The organism is Microbacterium sp. CFBP 8801 (genome assembly GCF_014839455.1).
GTDB lineage: Bacteria > Actinomycetota > Actinomycetes > Actinomycetales > Microbacteriaceae > Microbacterium.
Map to the genome: position 1 here is coordinate 336571 of NZ_JACYNU010000002.1, position 20242 is coordinate 356812.

The window sequence follows — 20242 nt, forward strand, 5'->3', positions numbered from 1 at the left end:
TACCCGCTCCCCGCACTCCGGCGTGCCGGCTCACCGCACCCCGGCGTGCCCGCTCACCGCACCCCGGGCGGCACAGGCACCACGCCGGCGGCCACCATGCGGCCCAGATCGCGTCGACTCGCCGCCCCCACCTTCACGCGCGCCTGGTACACGTGCGATTCGACCGTGCGTACCGACAGGAACAGTCGCGTCGCGATCTCGCGGTTCGTCAAACCCTCGACGACCAGCATGGCGATCTCGTGTTCGCGTCGGGTCAGTTCTTCGCCCGAAGCCAGGGCCGGGGAGTGCGCGGGGAGCCGCTCGATGCCTCCCGGTTCCGCCGACCGCTCGCCGTGATCCGCGGTCCACAGGTTGTGCAAGCGCAACTCGTCGACGGGAGTCGATTCCTCTTCCGCCGAACGGGCCGACAACCGCCGCACCGCCTCGGCGGCGAGGGGGAGGTCTGTGGTGGCGGCGAGCTGGATCAGTTCGTCGGTCTCTTCCCGGGTGGCTGCTCCCAGGGTCGACAGGCGGAAGAGGTCGCGGATCCGCAGCGCTGCGGCGGTCGTCCCGGCCGTCACTTCGGCCGCCGCGCGAGCGGTCGCCCGCGCCTCCTCGTCTCGCCCTTCGGCCGCGAGGATGGTCGTTTCGACGTACCGCATGCCGTGAAGGAGCATCGGGCTGGCTTCCAGGTCGAGACTCGCCAAAGAGGCGCGTGCCTCCTTCGTGCGCCCGCTCATCGCGAGTTCCTCGGCGACGCCCAGCTCGATCATGGCGGCATTCGCGTCCGTGACGGCGAGCGGCTGCCGGCCGAGCGCCGCCTCCAACTCCCGCTGCGACTCCACCGGTCGGCCCTCGCCGGCGAAGGCGATGGAGGCGGCAGCCCCCGCGAGCGTCAGCTCGGCGGCCCCGCCCTCGCGTGCCGCGATGTGCAGCTCTTCGTCGAGCCGCTGGCGCACGTCGTTTCCATCGGCCCCCGCCACCTGGTATCCGGCGAGCATGAACATCACGGCTGACAATCGGTCCTTGGCGGAGATCCCCGTGACCTTCTGGCGGGAATCCAAGAGTCTTTCCGCGGCGCGGTAGTACCGGTAGGCGGCGCTCCACCCGCCGCGAAAGGCCGCCGAGGTTCCGGCGGTGATGAGTGCGCGCAGACGCGCCTCGGACGACGCGGCCTGCACCGCCACGGCTTGAGCCGCGAGGTCGGCGGCCGCAGCCCAGTCGAGGGCGTCGCCCGCTTGGCCGGATCGCACGAGCAAGACTTCGATCCGGGTGTCCGCGTCACCCTCGGCACGCGGGGCTGCGGAGTCCGGGGCGCTCGCGCGCCGTCGCGCGCGCAGCCGGGCGAGTCGCCGAAGGACGTCGCGATCCGACGCGTCGACGCCGGACTCGGAATCGCTCCATCCGCCGCTGGCCAGCACCGCCTCCAGTCGGAGGTCGGGGTGATCGTAGGCGCGCAGGCCCCGTGCGGCGTGTGCGGCCGCGTGAGCGGAATCGCCTCGATCGTTGGCGATCCTCGCCGCGTCGAGCGCGATCCGTGCGCGGACGAGGGGATCGACCTGCGGGGCGTCGGCCGACGAGGAACCGTCACGGTGCCACTTCTCGGCGACGTGGAGCGAGATCGGCAGGCTCCACCATTCGTCTGCCTCGGCCAGCATGCGCTCACAGGCGGCGTCGATGACCGCGCGCACGCACGCCGACCCGAGTTGACGTTCGCCCTCGCGCGCGATGAGATCGTTCGCCGTGAGGCGCCGAGCCGGAGTGCCGTCGGCGTGCATCAGTCCGCCGGCCACCAGACCGTCGACGGTGTCGGACGGGAACAGGCGTGTCGCCACGCTGAGCTCGAGGTGGGGGAGTCGGTGGACGACGGAGAGGCACATGAGGTCGTCGGGGGCGATGTCGGCGACGTGACTCTCGACAGCGACGGCCAGGCGGCTCTGCGGTGCGATGTTCTCGAGCGCGCGGAGGGGATCACGTCCCGCGGCCACGGCCGAGAGGGCCTCGAGAAGGAGGTGCCGCAGAAGCGTGCGGGAGCCGTCGGCGCGCCACACGAGCCCCGCGCGGGTGGCGCTGTCGAGAGCCTCACTCCCGGGGAAGAGGGCCGCGAGTTCCTCGGCGTCGACGGAGATGAGTTCGCCGAGATCGATCCGCTTCGCGAAGCCGTCGTGCCACAGCCCCAGGGCGAGGCGCTGCGCGTCGGATTCTGCGGTGGGGCGGGCTGCCCGTGCACGCGCGGTGCGCACGCCGATGAGGACGGTGACCCGCCGCGCGGCCGCCGCGCGGACGATCGCGGTCGTGGAGGCGGTATCGAGCGCGTCGACGTCGTCGACGATCACGATGGTGCGGGCGGAGTCGGGTGGCGGGCCGTCCCGCAGAGCGGCCGCCCGAGGATCGTCGGTGGCGTCGATCGCGCCGAACGGGATGTCGCTCAGGAGGGTGGACGGACGCAGCACGACGGGCGCAGACCCCCAGCGTTCGAGCTCGGCGGCGACGGTGCGGAGCAGGTAGCTCCGTCCACTTCCTCGTGGCCCCGCCACCACGAGAGAGGTCCCCTCTCGCAGTCGGGATGCCAGCGCGCCGGCATTCCTGTCTGCCCCCACGAGGGCTTTCGCCCACTCCCTCGATCGTTCTTTCCGCATGCCCATCTCCCCCCGGAAAAACCCGCAGGCGGACGGGTTATGGCGTACGACCGAAAGGCTACCTACTGAGCGCAGCATCTTCCGGCCTCTATCCGCAGCGTATTGCGCCTTTTGCGCCGAAGGCGGCAGACAGGTAGTCCCCATCTCTCGAGACCAGTAGTGCCCCCCAGTAGTCTCCGGCGACGAAGGTCGCTCCGATCCTGTCCTCGTGGCGCCGAGATCCCGCCCGAGGCTCGTCCCGCCCCGGCGCTTAGACTTGCTCGCATCATGACGACCCCCGTTTCCTCCCCGACGCTCATCGCTCCCTCTCCCGCCGCACAGGGCGAGACGGGCGCCCGCACCTACGAGGTGCGCACCTTCGGATGCCAGATGAACGTCCACGATTCGGAGCGCCTGTCGGGATCGCTCGAGAGCGCGGGGTACGTCCGCGCCGATGTCGGGTCCGAGGCTGACGTCGTCGTGATCAACACGTGCGCCGTGCGCGACAACGCTGCCGGCAAGCTGTACGGGACGTTGGGGCACCTGAAGTCCCGCAAGGACGCCCACGCGGGCATGCAGATCGCGGTCGGGGGGTGCCTGGCGCAGATGGACAAGGACGCCGTGCAGCAGAAGGCGCCGTGGGTCGATGTCGTCTTCGGCACGCACAACATGGGATCGCTGCCCGGAATGCTCGAGCGCGCCCGCCACAACGGCGAGGCCGAGCTCGAGATCCTCGAGTCGCTCGAGATCTTCCCTTCCACCCTCCCCACCAAGCGCGATTCGGTGCACAGCGGCTGGGTGTCGATCTCGGTGGGATGCAACAACACCTGCACGTTCTGCATCGTGCCGAGCCTGCGCGGCAAAGAGAAGGACCGTCGCCCCGGCGACATCCTGAACGAGATCCGCCTGCTGGTCGACGACGGTGCCATCGAGGTCACCCTCCTGGGCCAGAACGTCAATTCCTACGGCGTCGAATTCGGCGACCGCCTCGCCTTCGGCAAGCTCCTGCGCGCGGCCGGCGAGATCGAGGGCCTCGAGCGCATCCGGTTCACGAGCCCGCACCCCGCCGCGTTCACCGACGACGTCATCGCGGCGATGGCCGAGACGCCCGCCGTCATGCCGCAGTTGCACATGCCGTTGCAGTCCGGGTCCGACCGCGTGCTCAAGGCGATGCGCCGGTCCTATCGGAGCGAGAAGTTCCTCGGCATCCTGGATCGGGTGCGCGAGCGCATGCCGCACGCGGCGATCACCACCGACATCATCGTGGGCTTCCCCGGCGAGACCGAGGAGGACTTCCTCGAGACGTTGCGGGTCGTCGAGGCATCCAGGTTCGCGACCGCCTTCACGTTCCAGTACTCCATCCGCGAGGGGACGCCGGCGGCCACCATGCCCGACCAGGTCCCGAAGGCGGTCGTGCAGGAGCGCTACGAGCGGCTCATGGCGCTGCAGGACCGCATCGCGGCCGAAGAGAACCAGAAGCAGCTCGGGCGCACGCTCGAGGTGCTCGTGTCGGCGGGTGAGGGCAAGAAGGACGCCGCGACGCACCGCCTCACCGGTCGCTCCGAAGACAATCGTCTCGTGCACTTCGAGGTGCCGGCGGGCTCTCCCGTCCCGCGCCCCGGCGACGTGGTCTCGGTCACCGTGACGCACGCCGCGCCCTTCCACCTGCTGGCCGACGCGCCCGATGCCGCCCCCCTGCGCATCCGTCGGACGCGCGCGGGAGATGCCTGGGACCGTTCGCAGGCCGAGTCCTGCGGCGTCCCGGCGCCGGCGGGCGACGCCGCGACCCCGCGCGCGGTCTCGCTCGGTCTGCCGTCCCTGCGCGTCGGAGTGTGAGTTCCGCCGCACCGCGCCTGTGGGCCGTCGTCGGGGCCACGGGCACCGGCAAGACGGGGCTCTCACTCGATCTCGCCGAGGCCCTCGCCGCCCGGGGGCGCGCGGCCGAGATCGTGAACGCCGACGCCATGCAGCTGTACCGGGGCATGGACATCGGGACCGCGAAGCTCCCGGTCGGTGACCGACGCGGCATTGCGCATCACCTCTTCGACGCTCTCGCCGTCACTGACGAGGCGGCGGTGGCCTGGTATCAGGATGCCGCCCGCGCGGCGATCGCCGAGATCCACGGGCGCGGAGCCGACGCGATCCTCGTGGGCGGCTCCGGCCTGTACGTCTCGGGAGTGCTGTGGGACTTCCGGTTCCCCCCGCGCGACGAGGCCGTCCGGGCGCGGCTCGAGGCGGAGCTCGACCGTCTCGGCGCGGGTGCGCTCTACGCGCGGCTGCGCGAGGCCGATCCCGCCGCCGCCGAGCGCATCGATCCGCGCAACGGTCGCCGGGTGGTGCGGGCGCTCGAGGTGCTGGCACAGGGCGGCGAGACGCACGGCGGCGCCCTTCCCTCCGCGCCGGAGTTCTGGCATCCCGATACCCGGATCATCGCGACGACGGTCGACCGCGAACAGCTCGTGCCGCTCCTCGACGCCCGCGTCGAGGGCATGTGGGCGGCCGGGATGCTCGACGAGGTCGAGCGGCTGCGCGGTGACGGGCTCGAGCGCGGCGTCACCGCGGCACGGGCGATCGGGTACGCACAGGCCCTCGCTCAGCTCCGCGGCGACCTGACGCGCGACGACGCCGTGGCCGAGACGCAGGCCCTCACTCGCCGGTACGCGCGGCGACAGGTGTCGTGGTTCCGCCGCTACGCCCAGGCGCGATGGGTCGACGCCCGCACCGTGGATGCCACGACCCTGGTGTCCGCGGGGGAGGCGGGGGAGTGAGCGTCGTCGTGCGGAGCTTCGAGCTCGGCGACGAGGACGCCGTCGTCGCCCTCTGGGAGGAGGCGGGCCTCACGCGACCGTGGAACGACCCCCGAGCCGACATCCGCCGCAAGCTCACGGTGCAGCCGGAGTTGTTCCTCGTGGCCGTCGACGGCGACACCGTGGTCGGCAGCGTCATGTCGGGCTACGACGGCCACCGCGGGTGGCTCTACTACCTGGCCGCGGCGGCGTCGCACCGTGGTCGGGGCGTCGGTCGCCTGCTCGTGGCCGAGGCGGAGCGGCTGCTCGAGGCGCTCGGCTGCCCGAAGGTGCAGCTCATGGTGCGTCCCGACAACACGGGCGCCCGGGGCTTCTACGACGCCCTGGGGTACGAACCGTTCGAGACGTGGGCCACCGGCAAGAGGCTCGTTGTCGACGGACCGGGCGGACCGCCGCCACCCGGCTGAGCGCGGCGGTCAGCTCTCCCGGCGCCGGCTTCACGCGTCGGGCTCACGGCCGATCGCCGACCCGCGCCCGCTCGTGTCAGTCCCGGACGGTGATGCCGCGGTCCGCGGCCAGGAGCGGGGCCAGCTGCTGCACCTGCATCGACGAGATGGTCGCGCCCCGCAGCGCCGACAGACCCGCGAGGCCTTCCAGCTCGGCGCCGCGGAGGTCGGTGTGCTGCAGCGTCGCCTGCTCGACGATGAGCTGCGAGATCCGGGTGCCGTTCGCGGCGAAGCGCGTGAGCTTGGACTGCCCCAGGTCGAGTTCGTCGATCGTGCAGTCGGTGAAGGCGACGTCTTGCAGGTGGGACCCGCGCAGGTTCACGAATCCGAGTCGGCAGTTGACGAAATGCACGCCGTTCCAGGTCGACTCGTAGGCCTCGAGGGATCCCGTACGCGAACCCTCGATCTCGACGTCGCGCCACGTGGTCCGGGCCGACCGCACGATCGGCACGTCCCAGCCCGACAGAGCGGATTCGGACACGTGCGCGTACCGCAGAGTGACCTCGGGCGCGCGGAGGCCCTCGATGCGGCACAGCGTCAGCTCCGCGCTCTCGAGGTCGAGACCGTCGAGCCGCAGATCGCGGAACGACAGCCCCTCCAGGGCCGCCCGAGGAACGAGTGCCGCGGGCTCTCCCGGATCGAGATCGTCCAGCGGAGGGCGATCGAACGAGGGCGCGACCAGGGCGGGGGGCTTCGGCATGGGTCTCCTCGAAACGGAAGGGGCGGAGGGCTGGGACAGCCTAGCGACCGCCTCGAGGAGCGCGCGCCGTCACCCGCGCGGCGCCGTTTCGCGGACGCCCCGGGAAACGACCCCGACGCCCGCTCCTAGACTGGTCGCATGGCGACTCTCGCGTTCACCAAAGGCCACGGCACCGGCAACGATTTCGTGGTCGTGGCCGACCCCGACGGCGAGCTCGACCTGTCCGCCGCGCAGATCGCCACGCTCTGCGACCGCCACTTCGGCATCGGTGCCGACGGCCTGCTGCGCGTGGTGCGCTCCTCGGCGATCGACGAGGGGGCGGATGCCATGGCATCCGGTGCCGAGTGGTTCATGGACTATCGCAACGCCGACGGGTCCGCGGCGGAGATGTGCGGCAACGGCACGCGCGTGTTCGCCCGCTACCTCACCGACACCGGCCTCGCCTCGATCGAGGGAGGTCTGCGCATCGGCACCCGCGCGGGAGTGAAGACCCTCACCCGCAGCGATCGAGGCTTCGAGGTCGATCTGGGGGCCTACGCGATCGAGGCGGAAGAGACACTCGTCCGCGCGAAGGGGCTCCCGGTGGCGCGACCGGGCGTGGGCATCGACGTGGGCAACCCGCACGTCGTCGTCGCGCTGTCGTCCGAGGCCGAGCTCGAGGGTCTCGAGCTCGGCTACCAGCCGGTGCTCGATCCCGCGCCGCGGCACGGCGCGAACGTGGAGTTCGTCGTTCCCGCCGATCCGCTCGTGCGTGACGGCGTCGGCGCGATCCGGCTGCGCGTCTTCGAGCGCGGCGTCGGCGAGACGCTCAGCTGCGGAACCGGCGTCGCGGCCGCCGCCCTGGCCGTGCGGCATTGGGCGGGGGCGGCTGCTCCCGACTCGTGGGTCGTGGACACCCCCGGCGGCACGCTCGGGGTACGGGTCGCCGAGGGGCGCGTGTTCTTGTCGGGGCCGGCGGCGCTGGTGTTCACCGGCGAGGTCGCGCTGGCCTGAGCCCGTCGGTGGGCCGCGGTCCGGTGCGAGCCGAGGAGTCGTGGGCGTCCGGCCGGCGGTCTGGTCGTCCGGTGCGCGCGAACGGCGGCGACTCAGGCGATGATGTCGATCGGCTCGCTCGGCGGCGAGCCGTGACGGCGCACCCGGAGCACGCGGAAACCGCGCCCGGTGGCGGCCCGCTGCACGCTGTAGCCGTTCTCGAACGTCGTGGACAGCCAGCGCTGCAGCGAGTCGGAGCCGAGGTTGCGCTGCACGACGAACCACCCGTCGCTGCGCTCGGTGAGCCGCGGGATCCAGTGCTCGAGCATGCCGTGCAGTTCGCTCTTGCCCACGCGGATCGGCGGGTTCGACCGGATGGTCCGGAACGACACGTCGTCGGGAACATCTTCCGGTCGCACCGCGTTGATGTTCGTGAGGCCGAGGGACTGTGCGTTCCGCCTCACGAGATCGAGAGCACGTTCGTTGACGTCGACCGCCCAGATGGTCGCGTGCGGTGAAGCGAGCGCGAGCGACAACGAGATCGGACCCCACCCGCACCCCAGGTCGAGGAAGTCCCCGCCGGCGGGAGGGGGAGGAGTGTTGTGCAGCAGCACCGAGGTTCCGGCATCCACGTGATCGGGACTGAAGACGCCACCCGCCGTCACGGCCTCGAATTCGCGCCCCGCGAGTGTCACTCGGATACGGCGGAGCTGTTCGGGACTCGACGGCGCCGCGCTGAAGTAGTGCTCGCTCCCCATCCCCACAGAATATCCGACCCGGCCGCGCGACGCCGCGGGCGGCTAAAGTGCGAGAACACCAGGAAAAACCGCGGGAACACCCGCGGACGGAAGGAACACATGACCGAACAGACCACACCCCCGAGCACGGACGCGACGCCGGTCGACCCGGTGGACCGCGTGCTGTCGCGCGCCGAAGCGCACCGCGGGGTCCGGGTCTTCGGTGCAGCGCAGGCGCTCCAAGACGCCTCCACGGCGTACGGCGGCGACGCCGACGGCGACCAGTGGGACCGCGAGGAACGCGCAGCGCTGCGCCGCGTGGCCGGTTTGTCGACCGAGCTCGAAGACGTCACCGAGGTCGAGTACCGCCAGCTGCGCCTCGAGAACGTCGTTCTCGTCGGCGTGCACCCGCAGGGCGAGCAGGCCGATGCCGAGAACTCCCTGCGCGAGCTGTCGGCGCTGGCCGAGACCGCCGGGGCCGTCGTGCTCGACGGCGTTCTGCAGCGTCGTCCCCATCCCGACCCGGCGACGTACGTCGGCCGCGGCAAGGCCGCCGAACTGCGCGACATCGTCGCCGCCGTCGGCGCCGACACCGTGATCGCCGACACCGAGCTCGCCCCCAGCCAGCGTCGCGCGCTCGAGGACGTCGTGAAGGTGAAGGTGATCGACCGCACCACGGTGATCCTCGACATCTTCAGCCAGCACGCCAAGAGCCGCGAGGGCAAGGCGCAGGTCGAGCTCGCGCAGCTCGAATACCTGCTGCCGCGTCTTCGCGGCTGGGGTGACTCGATGTCGCGCCAGGCCGGTGGACAGGTCGGTGCCGGAGGCGCGGGCATGGGCTCGCGCGGTCCGGGTGAGACGAAGATCGAGCTCGATCGTCGTCGCATCCGCACGAAGATGGCTCTGCTGCGCAAGCAGCTGCGCGACTTCGCCCCTGCGCGCGAAGCCAAGCGTGCCGAGCGCAAGCGCCACACCATCCCGTCGGTCGCGATCGCCGGGTACACCAACGCCGGAAAGTCCAGCCTGCTCAACCGCCTCACCAGCGCGGGTGTGCTGGTCGAGAACGCGCTGTTCGCGACCCTGGATGCCACGGTCCGCCGTTCCGAGACGACCGACGGCCGCGTGTACACGCTGACCGACACGGTCGGCTTCGTGCGCAACCTGCCGCACCAGCTCGTCGAGGCGTTCCGCTCGACGTTGGAAGAGGTCGGCGACGCCGACGTCATCCTGCACGTCGTCGACGCGTCGCATCCCGATCCGGCCGCGCAGCTGATGACGGTGCGCGACGTGATGGGCGATGTCGACGCGAACTTCGGTCAGGAGATCGTCGTCTTCAACAAGGCCGACCTCGTGACCGAGGACGAACGCCTGGTGCTGCGCGGCCTCGCCCCGAACGCGAAGTTCGTCTCGTCGCGCACGGGCGAGGGGATCGAGGAGCTTCGCGCCGCCATCGAGGACGCTCTGCCCCTGCCCGCCGTCGAGGTGCAGGCGGTCGTCCCGTACGACCGTGGTGACCTCGTGTCGGCCGTGCACGAGAGCGGACTCATCGTGGCGCAGGAGCACCGCGACACGGGGACGTTCCTGCACGCTCACGTGGGGGCGCGCCTGGCGGCCGAGCTGGAGCAGTTCGCGGCCTGACGGCCGTCGCACGACGGGCCCCCTCCGATCGCGGTGGGGGCCTGTCGGCGTGCGGTTCGGGGGCGCGCACCGTCGACGCCGACCTCGCCCCCGACGCTGTCCCGACGCGCGCGCCGACGCCTCGGCTTCTTCCGCACCGAGAGCCTGCATCGCCCGCTTCAGCCGCGCGACAGCCTCAGCTCAGCTCCAGCGACGGAATACCGGGGGTCTCGAAGCCGAAAACCGCCCCGAGGAAGCCCAGTTCGCGTCGGAGGGAGTCGACTACCGTCTCGGCGCGGCGGAAGCCGTGGCCCTCGCCCTCGTACAGGACGTACGCGTGGGGAATCTCGTGCGCCGCGAGGGCGTCACGGATCGCCTCGGCCTGCGACGGCGGCACGACCCGGTCCTCGCTTCCCTGCAGGATGAGCAGGGGAACGCGGAAGCGCTCGGGATGGCTCAGAGGCGAGCGCTCCACGTACACCGCTTCGGCCTCGGGCAGCGGTCCGATCAGGCCGTCGAGATACCGGGCCTCGAAGTCGTGAGTGTCTTCGGCGAGGGCACGGGCGTCGCCCACGCCGTAGCGCGAGATCCCGGCCGAGAACACGTCGGTGTTCGTCACGGCGGCGAGCACCGTCCATCCGCCGGCGGAGCCCCCGGCGATCGCCAGGCGCTCGCGGTCGGCCAGACCCGCCTCGGCGAGGGCGGAGGCCGCGGCGGCGACGTCATCGACATCGACCACGCCCCACTGACCCTTCAGCCGGTCACGGTAGTCGCGACCGTATCCGGTGGAACCGCCGTAGTTCACGTCGAGCACGCCGATGCCGCGGCTCGTGAAGAACGCCGTCTTGGCTGACGGCGCCGGACCCACGTGCGAGGTGGGGCCACCGTGCACGAGCACGACGTAAGGCGGGCGCTCGTTCTCGGGCGCGGCGACGTCGGGGTTCGTGGGCGCGTAGGCGAAAGCGTGCACGGGTCCGTGCGGCCCCTCGGTCTCGAGGGCACGGGCCGTCGGCATCCATTCGTCGCCCCAGGCCCCGGATCCACCGGTCACCAGGTCGACGGTGCCGGCGTCGAGGTCGACCGCCCACAGCCCCGAGCGGCCGCCGGCGTCGGAGCCCGACACGAGCACGCGGTGCCCGCGCACGTCATCGATCGCCGCGCCGGCCACGACGGGCACGTCCACCGGGCGCACGCCGGACGGCGCGATCTCGACGATCTCGTCGGCACCGTCGGTGCGGACGGCGACGATGCGCCCGTCGTCGGTCGCTCCGAACCACCGCGTCCCGAGCACCCACAGCCCGCCGCCCGTGTCGGCGTCGACCGGCGACACCGGCTGCGGCTCGCCGTCGAGGGGACGGCGGAACAGGTTCCACCGGCCGTCGGGGTCGTCGGCGTACAACAGCTCGTCGTCGCCGAGCCACACGGGCTGGAGCGGGGCGCGGCGCGGGGTGTCGGCGATCTCGCGCACCTCGCCGGTGCCGATCTCGGTCACGCGCAGGGTCGTGGCATCCCAGGGCATGTCGGGGTGGCTCCACGCCACCCACGCGAGAGACCGGCCGTCGGGCGACAGCGCGGGCTGCGCGACGAAGTCGCTGCCCTCGGCGAGCACGTCGACGGCGCCGTCGAGCGAGATGCGCACGATGGCGCGGGCGGGAACGCGGTCACTCCCGTGCGTCTCGCGGACGGCGAGCAGGGTGCCGTGCTCGAACCGCAACCCGCCGTGGCGCACCGTGTCGTCGGCCGGCGTCAGCGCGCGCGCCTCGCCGCCCGGGCGAAGGGCGTAGACGCGCTGGTCGGTCTTCTCGACGTAGAACAGCTCCCCGTCGTCGGAGGCGGTCCAGGCCCCGCCGCCGTATTCGTGAACGGCGGAACGGGCGTTGGCGGGTGCGGGCAGCACCGTCTCGACCGCACCGTCGGTGCGGCGCCGTTTCACCGCGACGCGACCCGCCTCGGCGGGCACGGATTCCGCCCACCACACCTCATCGCCGACGAACAGCGCGCCGTCGATGCGGGGGGAGGACTGCGCCACCGACTCGGGAGTGATCGGGGAGGGCCAGGAACCGTAGGGGAGGGTGTCTGCCATCACTCCAGCGTAGGCCGGGGCTCCGACATCCGTCGGGGTCGGGCACGCCGGACGAGCAGGACGCCCGCGATGCCCGCGACGAAGCCGATGCCCAGAACCGCGCTCGCGGTGCCCACGAGACCGGACGACAGCTGCCGCACCACGGCGTCGATCCCCGCGGCGTCGAAGCCCCGCAGAACGGCGGTGCGGTGCGCCTGCGCCGCGCCCACGGCGACCGCCACGAGCACCGTGGCCGAGCCGACGGCGACCGCGATGCCGGCGCCGATCAGTGCGCGTCGCCGGCGGGGAGCGATGACGACCCCGCCGATCAGGAGCACGACCACGAGCAGGGGTGCCGCCACTCCCGCCGTGGTGGTGGCGGCGTACGCCGACCGCACGGCCTGCAGCGTCGTTCCGTCGCTCAGGACCACGACCCGGTCGATCGGGGGGACGAGGGCGGCCACGGGCGAGCCCTGCAGGTCCAGCTCGGCGACGATCGCCGAGACCACCCCGCCGATCTGCACGCCCAGGCCGTCCGGGGTCTGCACGATGATGCCGCCACCGTCGGAGGTGGCTCCGAAGACGAAGGCGCGGTGCGCGGTGCGCACGACCCCCGACCAGACGTCGGAGAACCGATCGGAGTGCACCACGTCGGTCACCGCCTGCTGCGTGATCGAGCGCAGCGAGTCGGCCGACGGCTGTGCCACCAGGCCGAGGACGCGCGCCGCCTCCTGCGGCACGCCGAGGGCGACGAGACCGTCGACGCCCGCGCCCGCGATCGCCGAGAAATCGACCGACGCCGAGATGGCGCTCGTCGTCTCGGCGATGACGAGGTCTTGCACGGCGGGGTCGGACGAGAGGGGCGCGAGCGTGGCGACGAAGGAGTCCTCATCGACGAGCTGCACGCGCGCCCACGAGGCGACGAGGGCCACCGGCGTGAGCAGGGCCACCACGATCAGCACCACGACGGATGCCGTGACGCGCACCACGGGCGACGGCTTCGCGACGCGTTTCGTCGAGGTCGATGCGGTCGAGGGCGGGCCGACGGTCATGGCGCCATTGTGGCGCGCCCGCCGCCGCGACGCACGGTTCACACCGCGCGCAGCACCGCCACGATGCGCCCGAGCACGACGGCCTCGTCGCCGAGGATGGGCTCGAACGCGCTGTTGCGGGGGAGCAGCCAGGTGTGGCCGTCACGGCGACGGAACGTCTTCACCGTGGCCTCGCCGTCGAGCATCGCGGCCACGATCTCGCCGTTCTCCGCATTCGCCTGCGAACGCACGACCACCCAGTCGCCGTCGCAGATCGCCGCGTCGATCATCGAGTCGCCCGAGACCTTGAGCATGAACAACTCGCCCTTGCCGACGAGCTGGCGGGGGAGGGGGAAGATCTCCTCCACGTGCTGGTCGGCGGTGATGGGCACGCCCGCCGCGATCCGGCCCACCAGGGGCACGAGGGCGGCGTCGCCCACCGCGGGGGCGGAGTCGGCGGGGTTCTCGGCGGCGGTGCCGGGAAGGTCGATCAGCACCTCCATGGCGCGGGTCTTACCCGGGTCGCGGCGCAGGTAGCCGCTGAGCTCGAGCTGGTTCAGCTGATGCGTGACGCTCGACAGCGACTTCAGGCCGACGGCGTCGCCGATCTCGCGCATGCTCGGCGGATAACCGTGCCGCGCGATCGATCGCTGGATGACTTCGAGGATCGCGAGCTGCTTGTCGCTGAGGTTCTTGCGCCGTCGCGTCTGCGGTCGTTCGCGCCCGGAGGCGGTCGTCGCGTCGGTCATCTGTGCTCCCCTCGCGCCGCGGGAAGGGCGGCGGAAATTCGAATGTCGGAGGTTGGTGATGAGGTCTCCGTGTCGAAACCGTATCCGGTAGAGGACACGAATGACACGGAGCCGCACGCGTGTCGCGTTCGATTCTTTTCCGACAACCGGTGTGTTGACACCGTCGCAGTATCGAAGATAGATTCGGAATACAGATTCGCACGCCGCCCTCCCGGCCGAGGGCGGGGTGCGAATCTCTCCCCACCAAGGAGCACACCATGAGCAGCATCACCTCCACCGCCTCGACGACCCGCCTGCGTATCACCGCCCGCGGGCGCCGTGTCGTCGCCTTCGTCGTCGCCCTCCCGCTCGCCGTCGCCCTCGGCGTCGCCGCCGTCGGTGGGGGAGCAGCACTCGCCTCGGGCGACGCCGGCGCACCGGCCGGTTCGTTCACGGAGATCACGGTCATGAGCGGCGAGACCCTGTGGTCGATCGCCGAAGACATCGCCCCCGCGGCCGATCCGCGCGACGTCGTCGCCGAGATCACGCGTCTGAACGCCCTCCAGGGCGGCTCGCTCGCGGCCGGTCAGCGCATCGCGATCCCCACCGAGTACATCCAGGCCGGCTGACCTCCGCGGGTGCGCGATGAGCCGCTCCTCGGCACGCCGCCTACGATGGGTGGGGTGACCGTACGCCTCGATGACCTGCCTCTTCGCGACGATCTGCGGGGGATGACCCCCTACGGAGCCCCGCAGGCCGCCCTGCCCGTGGCTCTCAACGTGAATGAGAACACGCATCCGGTTCCGCCCGAGGTGGCCGATGACATCCTCGACGCCGTGGCTCGGGCCCTGCGCGACGTCAACCGGTATCCCGACCGCGAGTTCACCGCTCTCCGAGAGAGCTTCGCCGCATACCTCGGTCATGGCCTGACGCGCGAGCAGATCTGGGCGGCCAACGGCTCCAACGAGGTGCTCCAGCACATCCTGCAGGCCTTCGGTGGACCGGGCCGGACGGCCATGGGCTTCGCACCCACCTACTCGATGTACCCGATCCTCACCCGCGCGACGGGCGCGCGATGGATCGCCGGGGAACGCGCGCACGACTTCTCGCTGAGCGCCGAGGCCGCCGCGGCCCAGGTGCGTGAGCACCGCCCCGACATCGTCTTCCTCTGCGCGCCGAACAACCCCACGGGTACCCCGCTGCGTCTCGATGTGATCGAGGCCGTGTACGCCGAGACCGATGGCATCGTGATCGTCGACGAGGCCTACCAGGAGTTCGCTCCGCGTGACGAGCCCTCGGCCGTGTCGCTGCTGCCCGGTCGCCCGCGTCTGGTGGTGTCGCGCACCATGAGCAAGGCCTTCGCCTTCGCCGGCGCACGCGTGGGGTACCTGGCCGCCGATCCTGCGCTGGTCGACGCGCTGCGACTCGTCCGTCTTCCGTACCACCTGAGCGCGCTCACGCAGGCCGCCGCGACGGCGGCCCTCGTGCACGCCGAGACGATGCTGTCGATGGTCGACGAGATCGTCGCGCAGCGCGACCGCATCTCGGCCACCGTGGCCGCCCTCGGGTACACCGCCCACGAGTCGTGGACGAACTTCGTGCTCTTCGGCGGCGTCGACGACCCCGCCGCCACGTGGAAGGCGCTGTACGACCGCGGTGTGCTCATCCGCGACGTCGGCATCGCGCACCACCTGCGTGTCACGGCCGGTACCGACGACGAGACCACCGCGTTCCTCGACGCCCTCGCCTCGGTAGGATCGCGGTCATGACCGGCCCCGCCACGCCCCGTACCGCCTCGATCACGCGCGAGACGAGCGAGTCGCGCATCGAACTCGAACTCGACCTCGACGGTCGCGGGGTCAGCGACATCCAGACCACGGTGCCGTTCTTCGACCACATGCTCACGGCCTTCGCCAAGCACTCGCTGACCGATCTGCGGGTGCGCGCGACGGGCGACACCCACATCGACGCCCACCACACGGTCGAGGACACCGCGATCGTGCTCGGTCAGGCGATTCGTCAGGCCCTGGGCGACAAGTCGGGCATCGCCCGCTACGGCGACGCGCTCGTTCCCCTCGACGAGGCGCTGGCCCAGGCGGTCGTCGACATCAGCGGTCGCCCGTACCTCGTGCACACCGGTGAGCCCGTGGGCTTCGAGCACCACCTCATCGGCGGACACTTCACCGGTTCGCTCGTGCGTCACACGTTCGAGGCCATCTCGATCCACGGCGGCCTCACCGTGCACGTGCGCGTTCTGGGTGGGCGCGACCCGCACCACATCGCCGAGGCCGAGTACAAGGCGTTCGCGCGCGCCTTCCGTCAGGCCAAGGCCCTCGACCCGCTGGTCGACGGCATCCCCAGCACCAAGGGTGCGTTGTGACGCGCAAGCCCATCGTCGCGGTCCTCGATTACGGTTCCGGCAACGTCCACTCGGCCGTCAAGGCGCTCATCGAAGCCGGTGCCGATGCGCGACTGACCTCCGACCGCGCGCTGCTCCTCGACGCCGACGGGCTCCTCGTGCCCGGCGTGGGTGCGTACAGCGCGGTCATGGGCGCCCTGAACGCCAGCCGCGGGGGAGAGATCATCGACCGGCGGCTCGCCGGAGGCCGCCCGGTGCTCGGTATCTGCGTCGGCATGCAGGTGATGTTCGAGCGGGGGGTCGAGCGCGGTGCCGACACCCCCGGGCTCGGTGAGTGGCCGGGCACGGTGGACGAGCTCGAAGCACCCGTACTGCCGCACATGGGCTGGAACACCGTGGCGTCCGGAGACGGGTCGCGCCTGTTCCAGGGCATCGAGAAGGAGCGCTTCTACTTCGTGCACTCGTACGCGGCGCAGCAGTGGTCGCTCGAGGTCACGCCGCCGTTCCCGGAGCCCGTTCTGACGTGGTGCACGTATGGTGCGCCGTTTCTCGCGGCGGTCGAGAACGGCCCGCTGTCGGCGACGCAGTTCCACCCCGAGAAGTCGGGCGAAGCCGGCATCCGGCTCCTGGCCAATTGGATCGACGGGCTGCGCACGACTACTGTGTGACCTCGTGCCCAGGCTCGGCGAAGTGCGCTGACGGGTGCGAGGAGCCATGAACGATTTCGCGTCGACGCCCGAACTTGTCCTGCTTCCCGCGGTCGATGTGGCCGACGGCAAGGCCGTCCGCCTGACCCAGGGTGAGGCCGGCACCGAGACCAGCTACGGCGACCCCGTCGACGCCGCCGCGGACTTCGCACGCCAGGGCGCGCAGTGGATCCACCTCGTCGACCTCGACGCCGCCTTCGGTCGCGGCAACAACGCCGCGGTGATGCGCAAGGTCATCAAGCAGGTCAAGGGCGTGCAGGTCGAGCTGTCGGGCGGCATCCGCGACGACCGCTCCCTCGAGGCCGCCCTCGAGAGCGGCGCGAGCCGCATCAACCTCGGCACGGCCGCGCTCGAGAACCCCGAGTGGGCCGCCGATGTCATCAATCGTTACGGCGAGGCGATCGCCGTCGGCCTCGACGTGCGCGGCACCACGCTCGCCGCGCGCGGCTGGACCCGCGACGGCGGCGACCTGTGGACCGTCCTCGACCGGCTCGAAGACGCCGGCTGCAGCCGCTACGTCGTCACCGACGTCACCAAAGACGGCACGCTCCGCGGCCCGAACATCGAACTGCTGCGCGAGATGACGCAGCGCACCCCGAAGCCGATCGTGGCGTCGGGCGGGGTGTCGAGCCTCGACGACATCGCGGCGCTGCGCGACCTGGTACCGCTCGGCGTCGAAGGCGCGATCGTGGGCAAGGCACTGTACGCGGGGCAGTTCACCCTCGCTGAGGCACTGGATGTCGCCGGACACTGACGGTCCGCACGGCCACGGCGCGCACGGGCACGACCAGCGTGCGCACGCTCCGCACACGGACGCCCTCCATTCGGATGCCGCGAACGCGGATTCCGCCGGCGTCCCGTGGGAGGGACGCAGCTTCCAGTCCAACCCGCACTCGGGTGACGACGGATCTGCCGACCCCGCCCTGCTCGCGGCTCTCCTGGCGTTCCGCGCCGGTGAGGGCGACGCGCGTGCGGTGGTCGACGCCTACCGCGAGGCCCGCCTGCTGATCCCGCTCGTCGCCGAGAAGGGCGACCACGGCATCGGCGCGCACGGCCTCGAGGTCGACAAGACGCAGGAGCTGTCGATCGTGACGGTCGCCGCTCCCGACGGCCGCAAGGTCCTGCCGGTATTCACGTCGGTGACGGCGCTGCAGACCTGGGACGCCCTGGCCCGACCGGTTCCCGCCGACGGGCGTCGCACGGCCCTGGCCGCAGCCTCCGAGGACACCGAGCTCATCGTCGTCGATCCGGGTTCGGAGACGGAGTTCGTCATCCGCCGCCCCGCCGTCTGGGCGATCGCACAGGGCGAGGCGTGGGAGCCCGCGCACACGTCTCCCACGATCTTCACCGGCCTGCAGGAGAGCATCTCGGGCGAGCTGGCCGTGCTCGACCTGGCCGTCGAGGCGGGAGACCCGACCGGACGCCTTCGCGGTCCCGAGCTGGTGGTGCATCTGCAGCTGATGTCGGGTCTCGCGCAGGAGGAACTGGATGCCGTGCTCGCCCGCGTCGCCCGCCGCTGGGCCGCCGACGACCGCATCGCCGTGCTCGTCGACTCCCTGACGGTCAAGCTGCACCGCAGCACCGAGGCCTGAGTCCCGCGTTCTTCCGGGAGCCCGCCTGCCGGGAGTGGGCGGCGTCGTCGATCAGCGTAGGGCCGCTGCCCCCCACCTCCCGGGTGTCACGGAGGAGTCGGCCTGCGGCACAGGGCGCAGGGATGCCATCCTCCCGAGGCAATCGGGGAAGGGGCAACGCCTCATACCCCTACGGGTGTCACGGTGGAGTCGGCCTACGGCGCAGGGCGCAGGGATGCCATCCTCCCGAGGCAATCGGGGAAGGGGCCCCGTTCTTGCCTCGGGAGGATGGCATCCCGGAGCCCGGTACCCCCCCAGAACGAACGACCTACGTGACGGGCCCCGTCCACTTCTCGCCCGGCCCCTTACCGATGGGGTCGGGGATCACCGACGCCTCGCGGAACGCGAGCTGCAGGGAGCGGAGGCCGTCGCGCAGGGAGCGGGCGTGCATGTCGCTGATCTCGGGGGCTCCGGCGGTGATGAGGCCGGCGAGGGAGTTGATGAGCTTGCGGGCCTCGTCGAGGTCGAGCTGCTGCGCGGGGTTGTCGGCCAGGCCGGTCTTCACGGCGGCGGCGCTCATGAGGTGCACGGCGGCGGTGGTGATGACTTCGACGGCGGGGACGTCGGCGATGTCGCGGGTGGCGGAGGCGGAGGCGCGCTCCTGCTCTTCCCAGCGGGCGAGGCGCTCGTCTTCGGCTCCGTGGCGGTGTGCGGCGCTGTCGTCGGCGGGCTGGTCGGGGGGGATCGTGTCCACGTGAATCTCTCTGCTAGACTATGGCGGGCTTCGGAGTGCTTCACTCCGGACGAAAGAGGATGACATCCCACCCGCGCTTGCCGCTCCAGGCTACCGGGTTCCCGCACTCCGCTCCGTTTCGCACGGGGTTGTCTGGGTGCAGAAGCCGGTGCTGTTAGCACTGTGCCGGGTGGCGTGTTTCTCCTCTTCGCCCGCGATTCCCTTGGATCGCGGCGGCCGTCATCCGTAGACAAGAGGAGTTCCGCATCAGCGATCCCCGCACCAACGAGCGCATCCGAGTCCCGGAGGTCCGTCTCGTCGGACCCAACGGCGAGCAGGTCGGCATCGTCCGCATCGAAGCTGCGCTGCGCCTGGCCCAGGAAGCGGACCTCGACCTGGTCGAGGTTGCGCCGAGCTCGAAGCCGCCCGTGGTCAAGATCATGGATTACGGCAAGTTCAAGTACGAGGCCGCTCAGAAGGCCAAGGAGACGCGCCGCAACCAGGCCAACACCGTGCTCAAAGAGGTTCGGTTCCGCCTGAAGATCGAAGCGCACGACTACATAACCAAGCTGAAGCGCGCCGAGGGCTTCCTCCAGGCGGGCGACAAGGTCAAGGCCATGATCCTGTTCCGTGGTCGCGAGCAGTCGCGTCCCGACCAGGGCGTGCGTCTGCTCCGCAAGTTCGCGGAAGACGTCGCCGAGTTCGGCACCGTGGAGTCCAGCCCCACGATCGACGGTCGCAACATGGTCATGGTGGTCGCGCCTCACAAGAACAAGTCCGAGGTCAAGACCGAGCAGAACGCGCAGCGCACGGCGAACCGTGAAGCAGCGCGGAGCGCCGCCCGTGGCGACTCGGACTCCGAGGGCGAGCCCACCGCGGCTCCCGCAGACCAGCCCACCTCGGCCCCCGCCGAGTAAGGCCCCCCAGACTCCCGCCCGGCGGGAAACACAACGAAGGAAGAGACATGCCGAAGCAGAAGACCCACTCCGGTGCCAAGAAGCGTTTCAAGTTGACCGGCAGCGGCAAGCTCATGAAGCAGCAGGCCGGCATGCGGCACAACCTCGAGGGCAAGGCGTCCAAGCGCACCCGTCGCCTGAACCAGGAGCAGGTCCTGGCCAAGGGTGACGCCAAGGTCGCCAAGAAGCTCCTCGGCCTCTGAGCGCCGACGCACGTTA

Annotated in this window: 20 protein-coding genes; 13 read left to right on the plus strand and 7 right to left on the minus strand. The window is 71.2% G+C overall.

All coding sequences use genetic code 11. The features are described from left to right. Positions 1 to 53: 53 nt before the first annotated feature. On the minus strand, positions 54 to 2618 hold the full coding sequence (locus IFR11_RS04495) for a helix-turn-helix transcriptional regulator (RefSeq protein ID WP_191915346.1): 2565 nt from the start codon (positions 2616 to 2618) through the stop codon (positions 54 to 56). A gap of 267 nt (positions 2619 to 2885) precedes the next feature. On the opposite strand from IFR11_RS04495, the gene miaB reads away from it, so the two are divergent. The 3 genes from miaB to IFR11_RS04510 are packed head-to-tail and all read left to right on the plus strand — an operon-like array spanning position 2886 to position 5811. After that, positions 2886 to 4433 carry a tRNA (N6-isopentenyl adenosine(37)-C2)-methylthiotransferase MiaB gene (gene miaB, locus IFR11_RS04500; protein WP_191915347.1) on the plus strand — a complete coding sequence of 516 codons (1548 nt, stop codon included), beginning with the start codon at positions 2886 to 2888 and terminating at the stop codon, positions 4431 to 4433. Continuing rightward, the gene (gene miaA, locus IFR11_RS04505; protein ID WP_191915348.1) at positions 4430 to 5365 is read left to right on the plus strand and encodes a tRNA (adenosine(37)-N6)-dimethylallyltransferase MiaA; all 936 of its coding nucleotides are present in this window, start codon (positions 4430 to 4432) and stop codon (positions 5363 to 5365) included. The genes miaB and miaA overlap by 4 nt, the downstream gene beginning before the upstream one ends. Continuing rightward, a complete protein-coding gene (locus tag IFR11_RS04510; protein ID WP_342030242.1) occupies positions 5362 to 5811 on the plus strand; it encodes a GNAT family acetyltransferase in 450 nt (149 codons plus the stop codon). Before miaA ends, IFR11_RS04510 begins: the two co-directional genes overlap by 4 nt. 76 nt (positions 5812 to 5887) lie before the next feature. Here the strand turns inward: IFR11_RS04510 and IFR11_RS04515 are convergent, their stop codons facing one another. Beyond that, on the minus strand, positions 5888 to 6550 hold the full coding sequence (locus IFR11_RS04515; RefSeq protein WP_191915350.1) for a pentapeptide repeat-containing protein: 663 nt from the start codon (positions 6548 to 6550) through the stop codon (positions 5888 to 5890). A gap of 138 nt (positions 6551 to 6688) precedes the next feature. On the opposite strand from IFR11_RS04515, the gene dapF reads away from it, so the two are divergent. After that, positions 6689 to 7543, plus strand: a complete 855-nt coding sequence (gene dapF, locus IFR11_RS04520; RefSeq protein ID WP_191915351.1) for a diaminopimelate epimerase — start codon at positions 6689 to 6691, stop codon at positions 7541 to 7543. A gap of 92 nt (positions 7544 to 7635) precedes the next feature. Here dapF and IFR11_RS04525 read toward each other — a convergent pair whose 3' ends face one another. Further along, positions 7636 to 8280, minus strand: a complete 645-nt coding sequence (locus tag IFR11_RS04525; protein ID WP_191915352.1) for a class I SAM-dependent methyltransferase — start codon at positions 8278 to 8280, stop codon at positions 7636 to 7638. Between the two features lie 99 nt (positions 8281 to 8379). Here IFR11_RS04525 and hflX point away from each other — a divergent pair, with 99 nt between their 5' ends. Then, the gene (gene hflX / locus IFR11_RS04530) at positions 8380 to 9897 is read left to right on the plus strand and encodes a GTPase HflX (protein ID WP_055835183.1); all 1518 of its coding nucleotides are present in this window, start codon (positions 8380 to 8382) and stop codon (positions 9895 to 9897) included. Positions 9898 to 10072: 175 nt separating this feature from the next. Here hflX and IFR11_RS04535 read toward each other — a convergent pair whose 3' ends face one another. Genes IFR11_RS04535 through lexA form a run of 3 tightly spaced genes read right to left on the minus strand, consistent with a single transcriptional unit; the run spans position 10073 to position 13718 of the window. After that, positions 10073 to 11959: a S9 family peptidase gene (locus tag IFR11_RS04535; protein WP_191915353.1), complete on the minus strand. Its 1887-nt coding sequence runs from the start codon at positions 11957 to 11959 to the stop codon at positions 10073 to 10075. Beyond that, positions 11959 to 12990 carry a hypothetical protein gene (locus IFR11_RS04540; RefSeq protein ID WP_191915354.1) on the minus strand — a complete coding sequence of 344 codons (1032 nt, stop codon included), beginning with the start codon at positions 12988 to 12990 and terminating at the stop codon, positions 11959 to 11961. Before IFR11_RS04540 ends, IFR11_RS04535 begins: the two co-directional genes overlap by 1 nt. Positions 12991 to 13028: 38 nt before the next feature. Then, entirely contained in the window at positions 13029 to 13718 is a 690-nt protein-coding gene (gene lexA, locus IFR11_RS04545; RefSeq protein WP_191915355.1) for a transcriptional repressor LexA, read from the minus strand. 257 nt (positions 13719 to 13975) lie between these two features. Here lexA and IFR11_RS04550 point away from each other — a divergent pair, with 257 nt between their 5' ends. From IFR11_RS04550 to IFR11_RS04575, 6 genes are read left to right on the plus strand one after another with little or no spacing between them, the layout of a single operon-like run. Then, complete coding sequence (locus IFR11_RS04550) at positions 13976 to 14326, plus strand: LysM peptidoglycan-binding domain-containing protein (RefSeq protein WP_055835195.1); 351 nt, start codon at positions 13976 to 13978, stop codon at positions 14324 to 14326. A 45-nt stretch (positions 14327 to 14371) separates the two neighbouring features. Then, positions 14372 to 15466 carry a histidinol-phosphate transaminase gene (locus IFR11_RS04555; protein WP_082509313.1) on the plus strand — a complete coding sequence of 365 codons (1095 nt, stop codon included), beginning with the start codon at positions 14372 to 14374 and terminating at the stop codon, positions 15464 to 15466. Beyond that, the gene (gene hisB, locus IFR11_RS04560; RefSeq protein ID WP_055937123.1) at positions 15463 to 16077 is read left to right on the plus strand and encodes an imidazoleglycerol-phosphate dehydratase HisB; all 615 of its coding nucleotides are present in this window, start codon (positions 15463 to 15465) and stop codon (positions 16075 to 16077) included. The genes IFR11_RS04555 and hisB overlap by 4 nt, the downstream gene beginning before the upstream one ends. Next, positions 16074 to 16724 carry an imidazole glycerol phosphate synthase subunit HisH gene (gene hisH, locus IFR11_RS04565; RefSeq protein ID WP_191915356.1) on the plus strand — a complete coding sequence of 217 codons (651 nt, stop codon included), beginning with the start codon at positions 16074 to 16076 and terminating at the stop codon, positions 16722 to 16724. The genes hisB and hisH overlap by 4 nt, the downstream gene beginning before the upstream one ends. Positions 16725 to 16770: 46 nt before the next feature. Continuing rightward, entirely contained in the window at positions 16771 to 17517 is a 747-nt protein-coding gene (gene priA / locus IFR11_RS04570) for a bifunctional 1-(5-phosphoribosyl)-5-((5-phosphoribosylamino)methylideneamino)imidazole-4-carboxamide isomerase/phosphoribosylanthranilate isomerase PriA (protein WP_055835208.1), read from the plus strand. Further along, a complete protein-coding gene (locus tag IFR11_RS04575) occupies positions 17501 to 18355 on the plus strand; it encodes an SseB family protein (RefSeq protein WP_083285689.1) in 855 nt (284 codons plus the stop codon). Before priA ends, IFR11_RS04575 begins: the two co-directional genes overlap by 17 nt. A gap of 307 nt (positions 18356 to 18662) precedes the next feature. Here IFR11_RS04575 and IFR11_RS04580 read toward each other — a convergent pair whose 3' ends face one another. Continuing rightward, complete coding sequence (locus IFR11_RS04580) at positions 18663 to 19088, minus strand: DUF1844 domain-containing protein (protein ID WP_374754276.1); 426 nt, start codon at positions 19086 to 19088, stop codon at positions 18663 to 18665. 245 nt (positions 19089 to 19333) lie between these two features. Between IFR11_RS04580 and infC the strand changes: the two genes are divergently transcribed. Together infC and rpmI are read left to right on the plus strand one after the other, a co-directional pair. After that, a complete protein-coding gene (gene infC, locus IFR11_RS04585; RefSeq protein WP_374754282.1) occupies positions 19334 to 19984 on the plus strand; it encodes a translation initiation factor IF-3 in 651 nt (216 codons plus the stop codon). Positions 19985 to 20031: 47 nt separating this feature from the next. Then, positions 20032 to 20226 (plus strand): 50S ribosomal protein L35, encoded by a 195-nt coding sequence (rpmI, locus tag IFR11_RS04590; protein ID WP_055835219.1) that lies wholly within the window; start codon positions 20032 to 20034, stop codon positions 20224 to 20226. Positions 20227 to 20242: the final 16 nt, after the last annotated feature.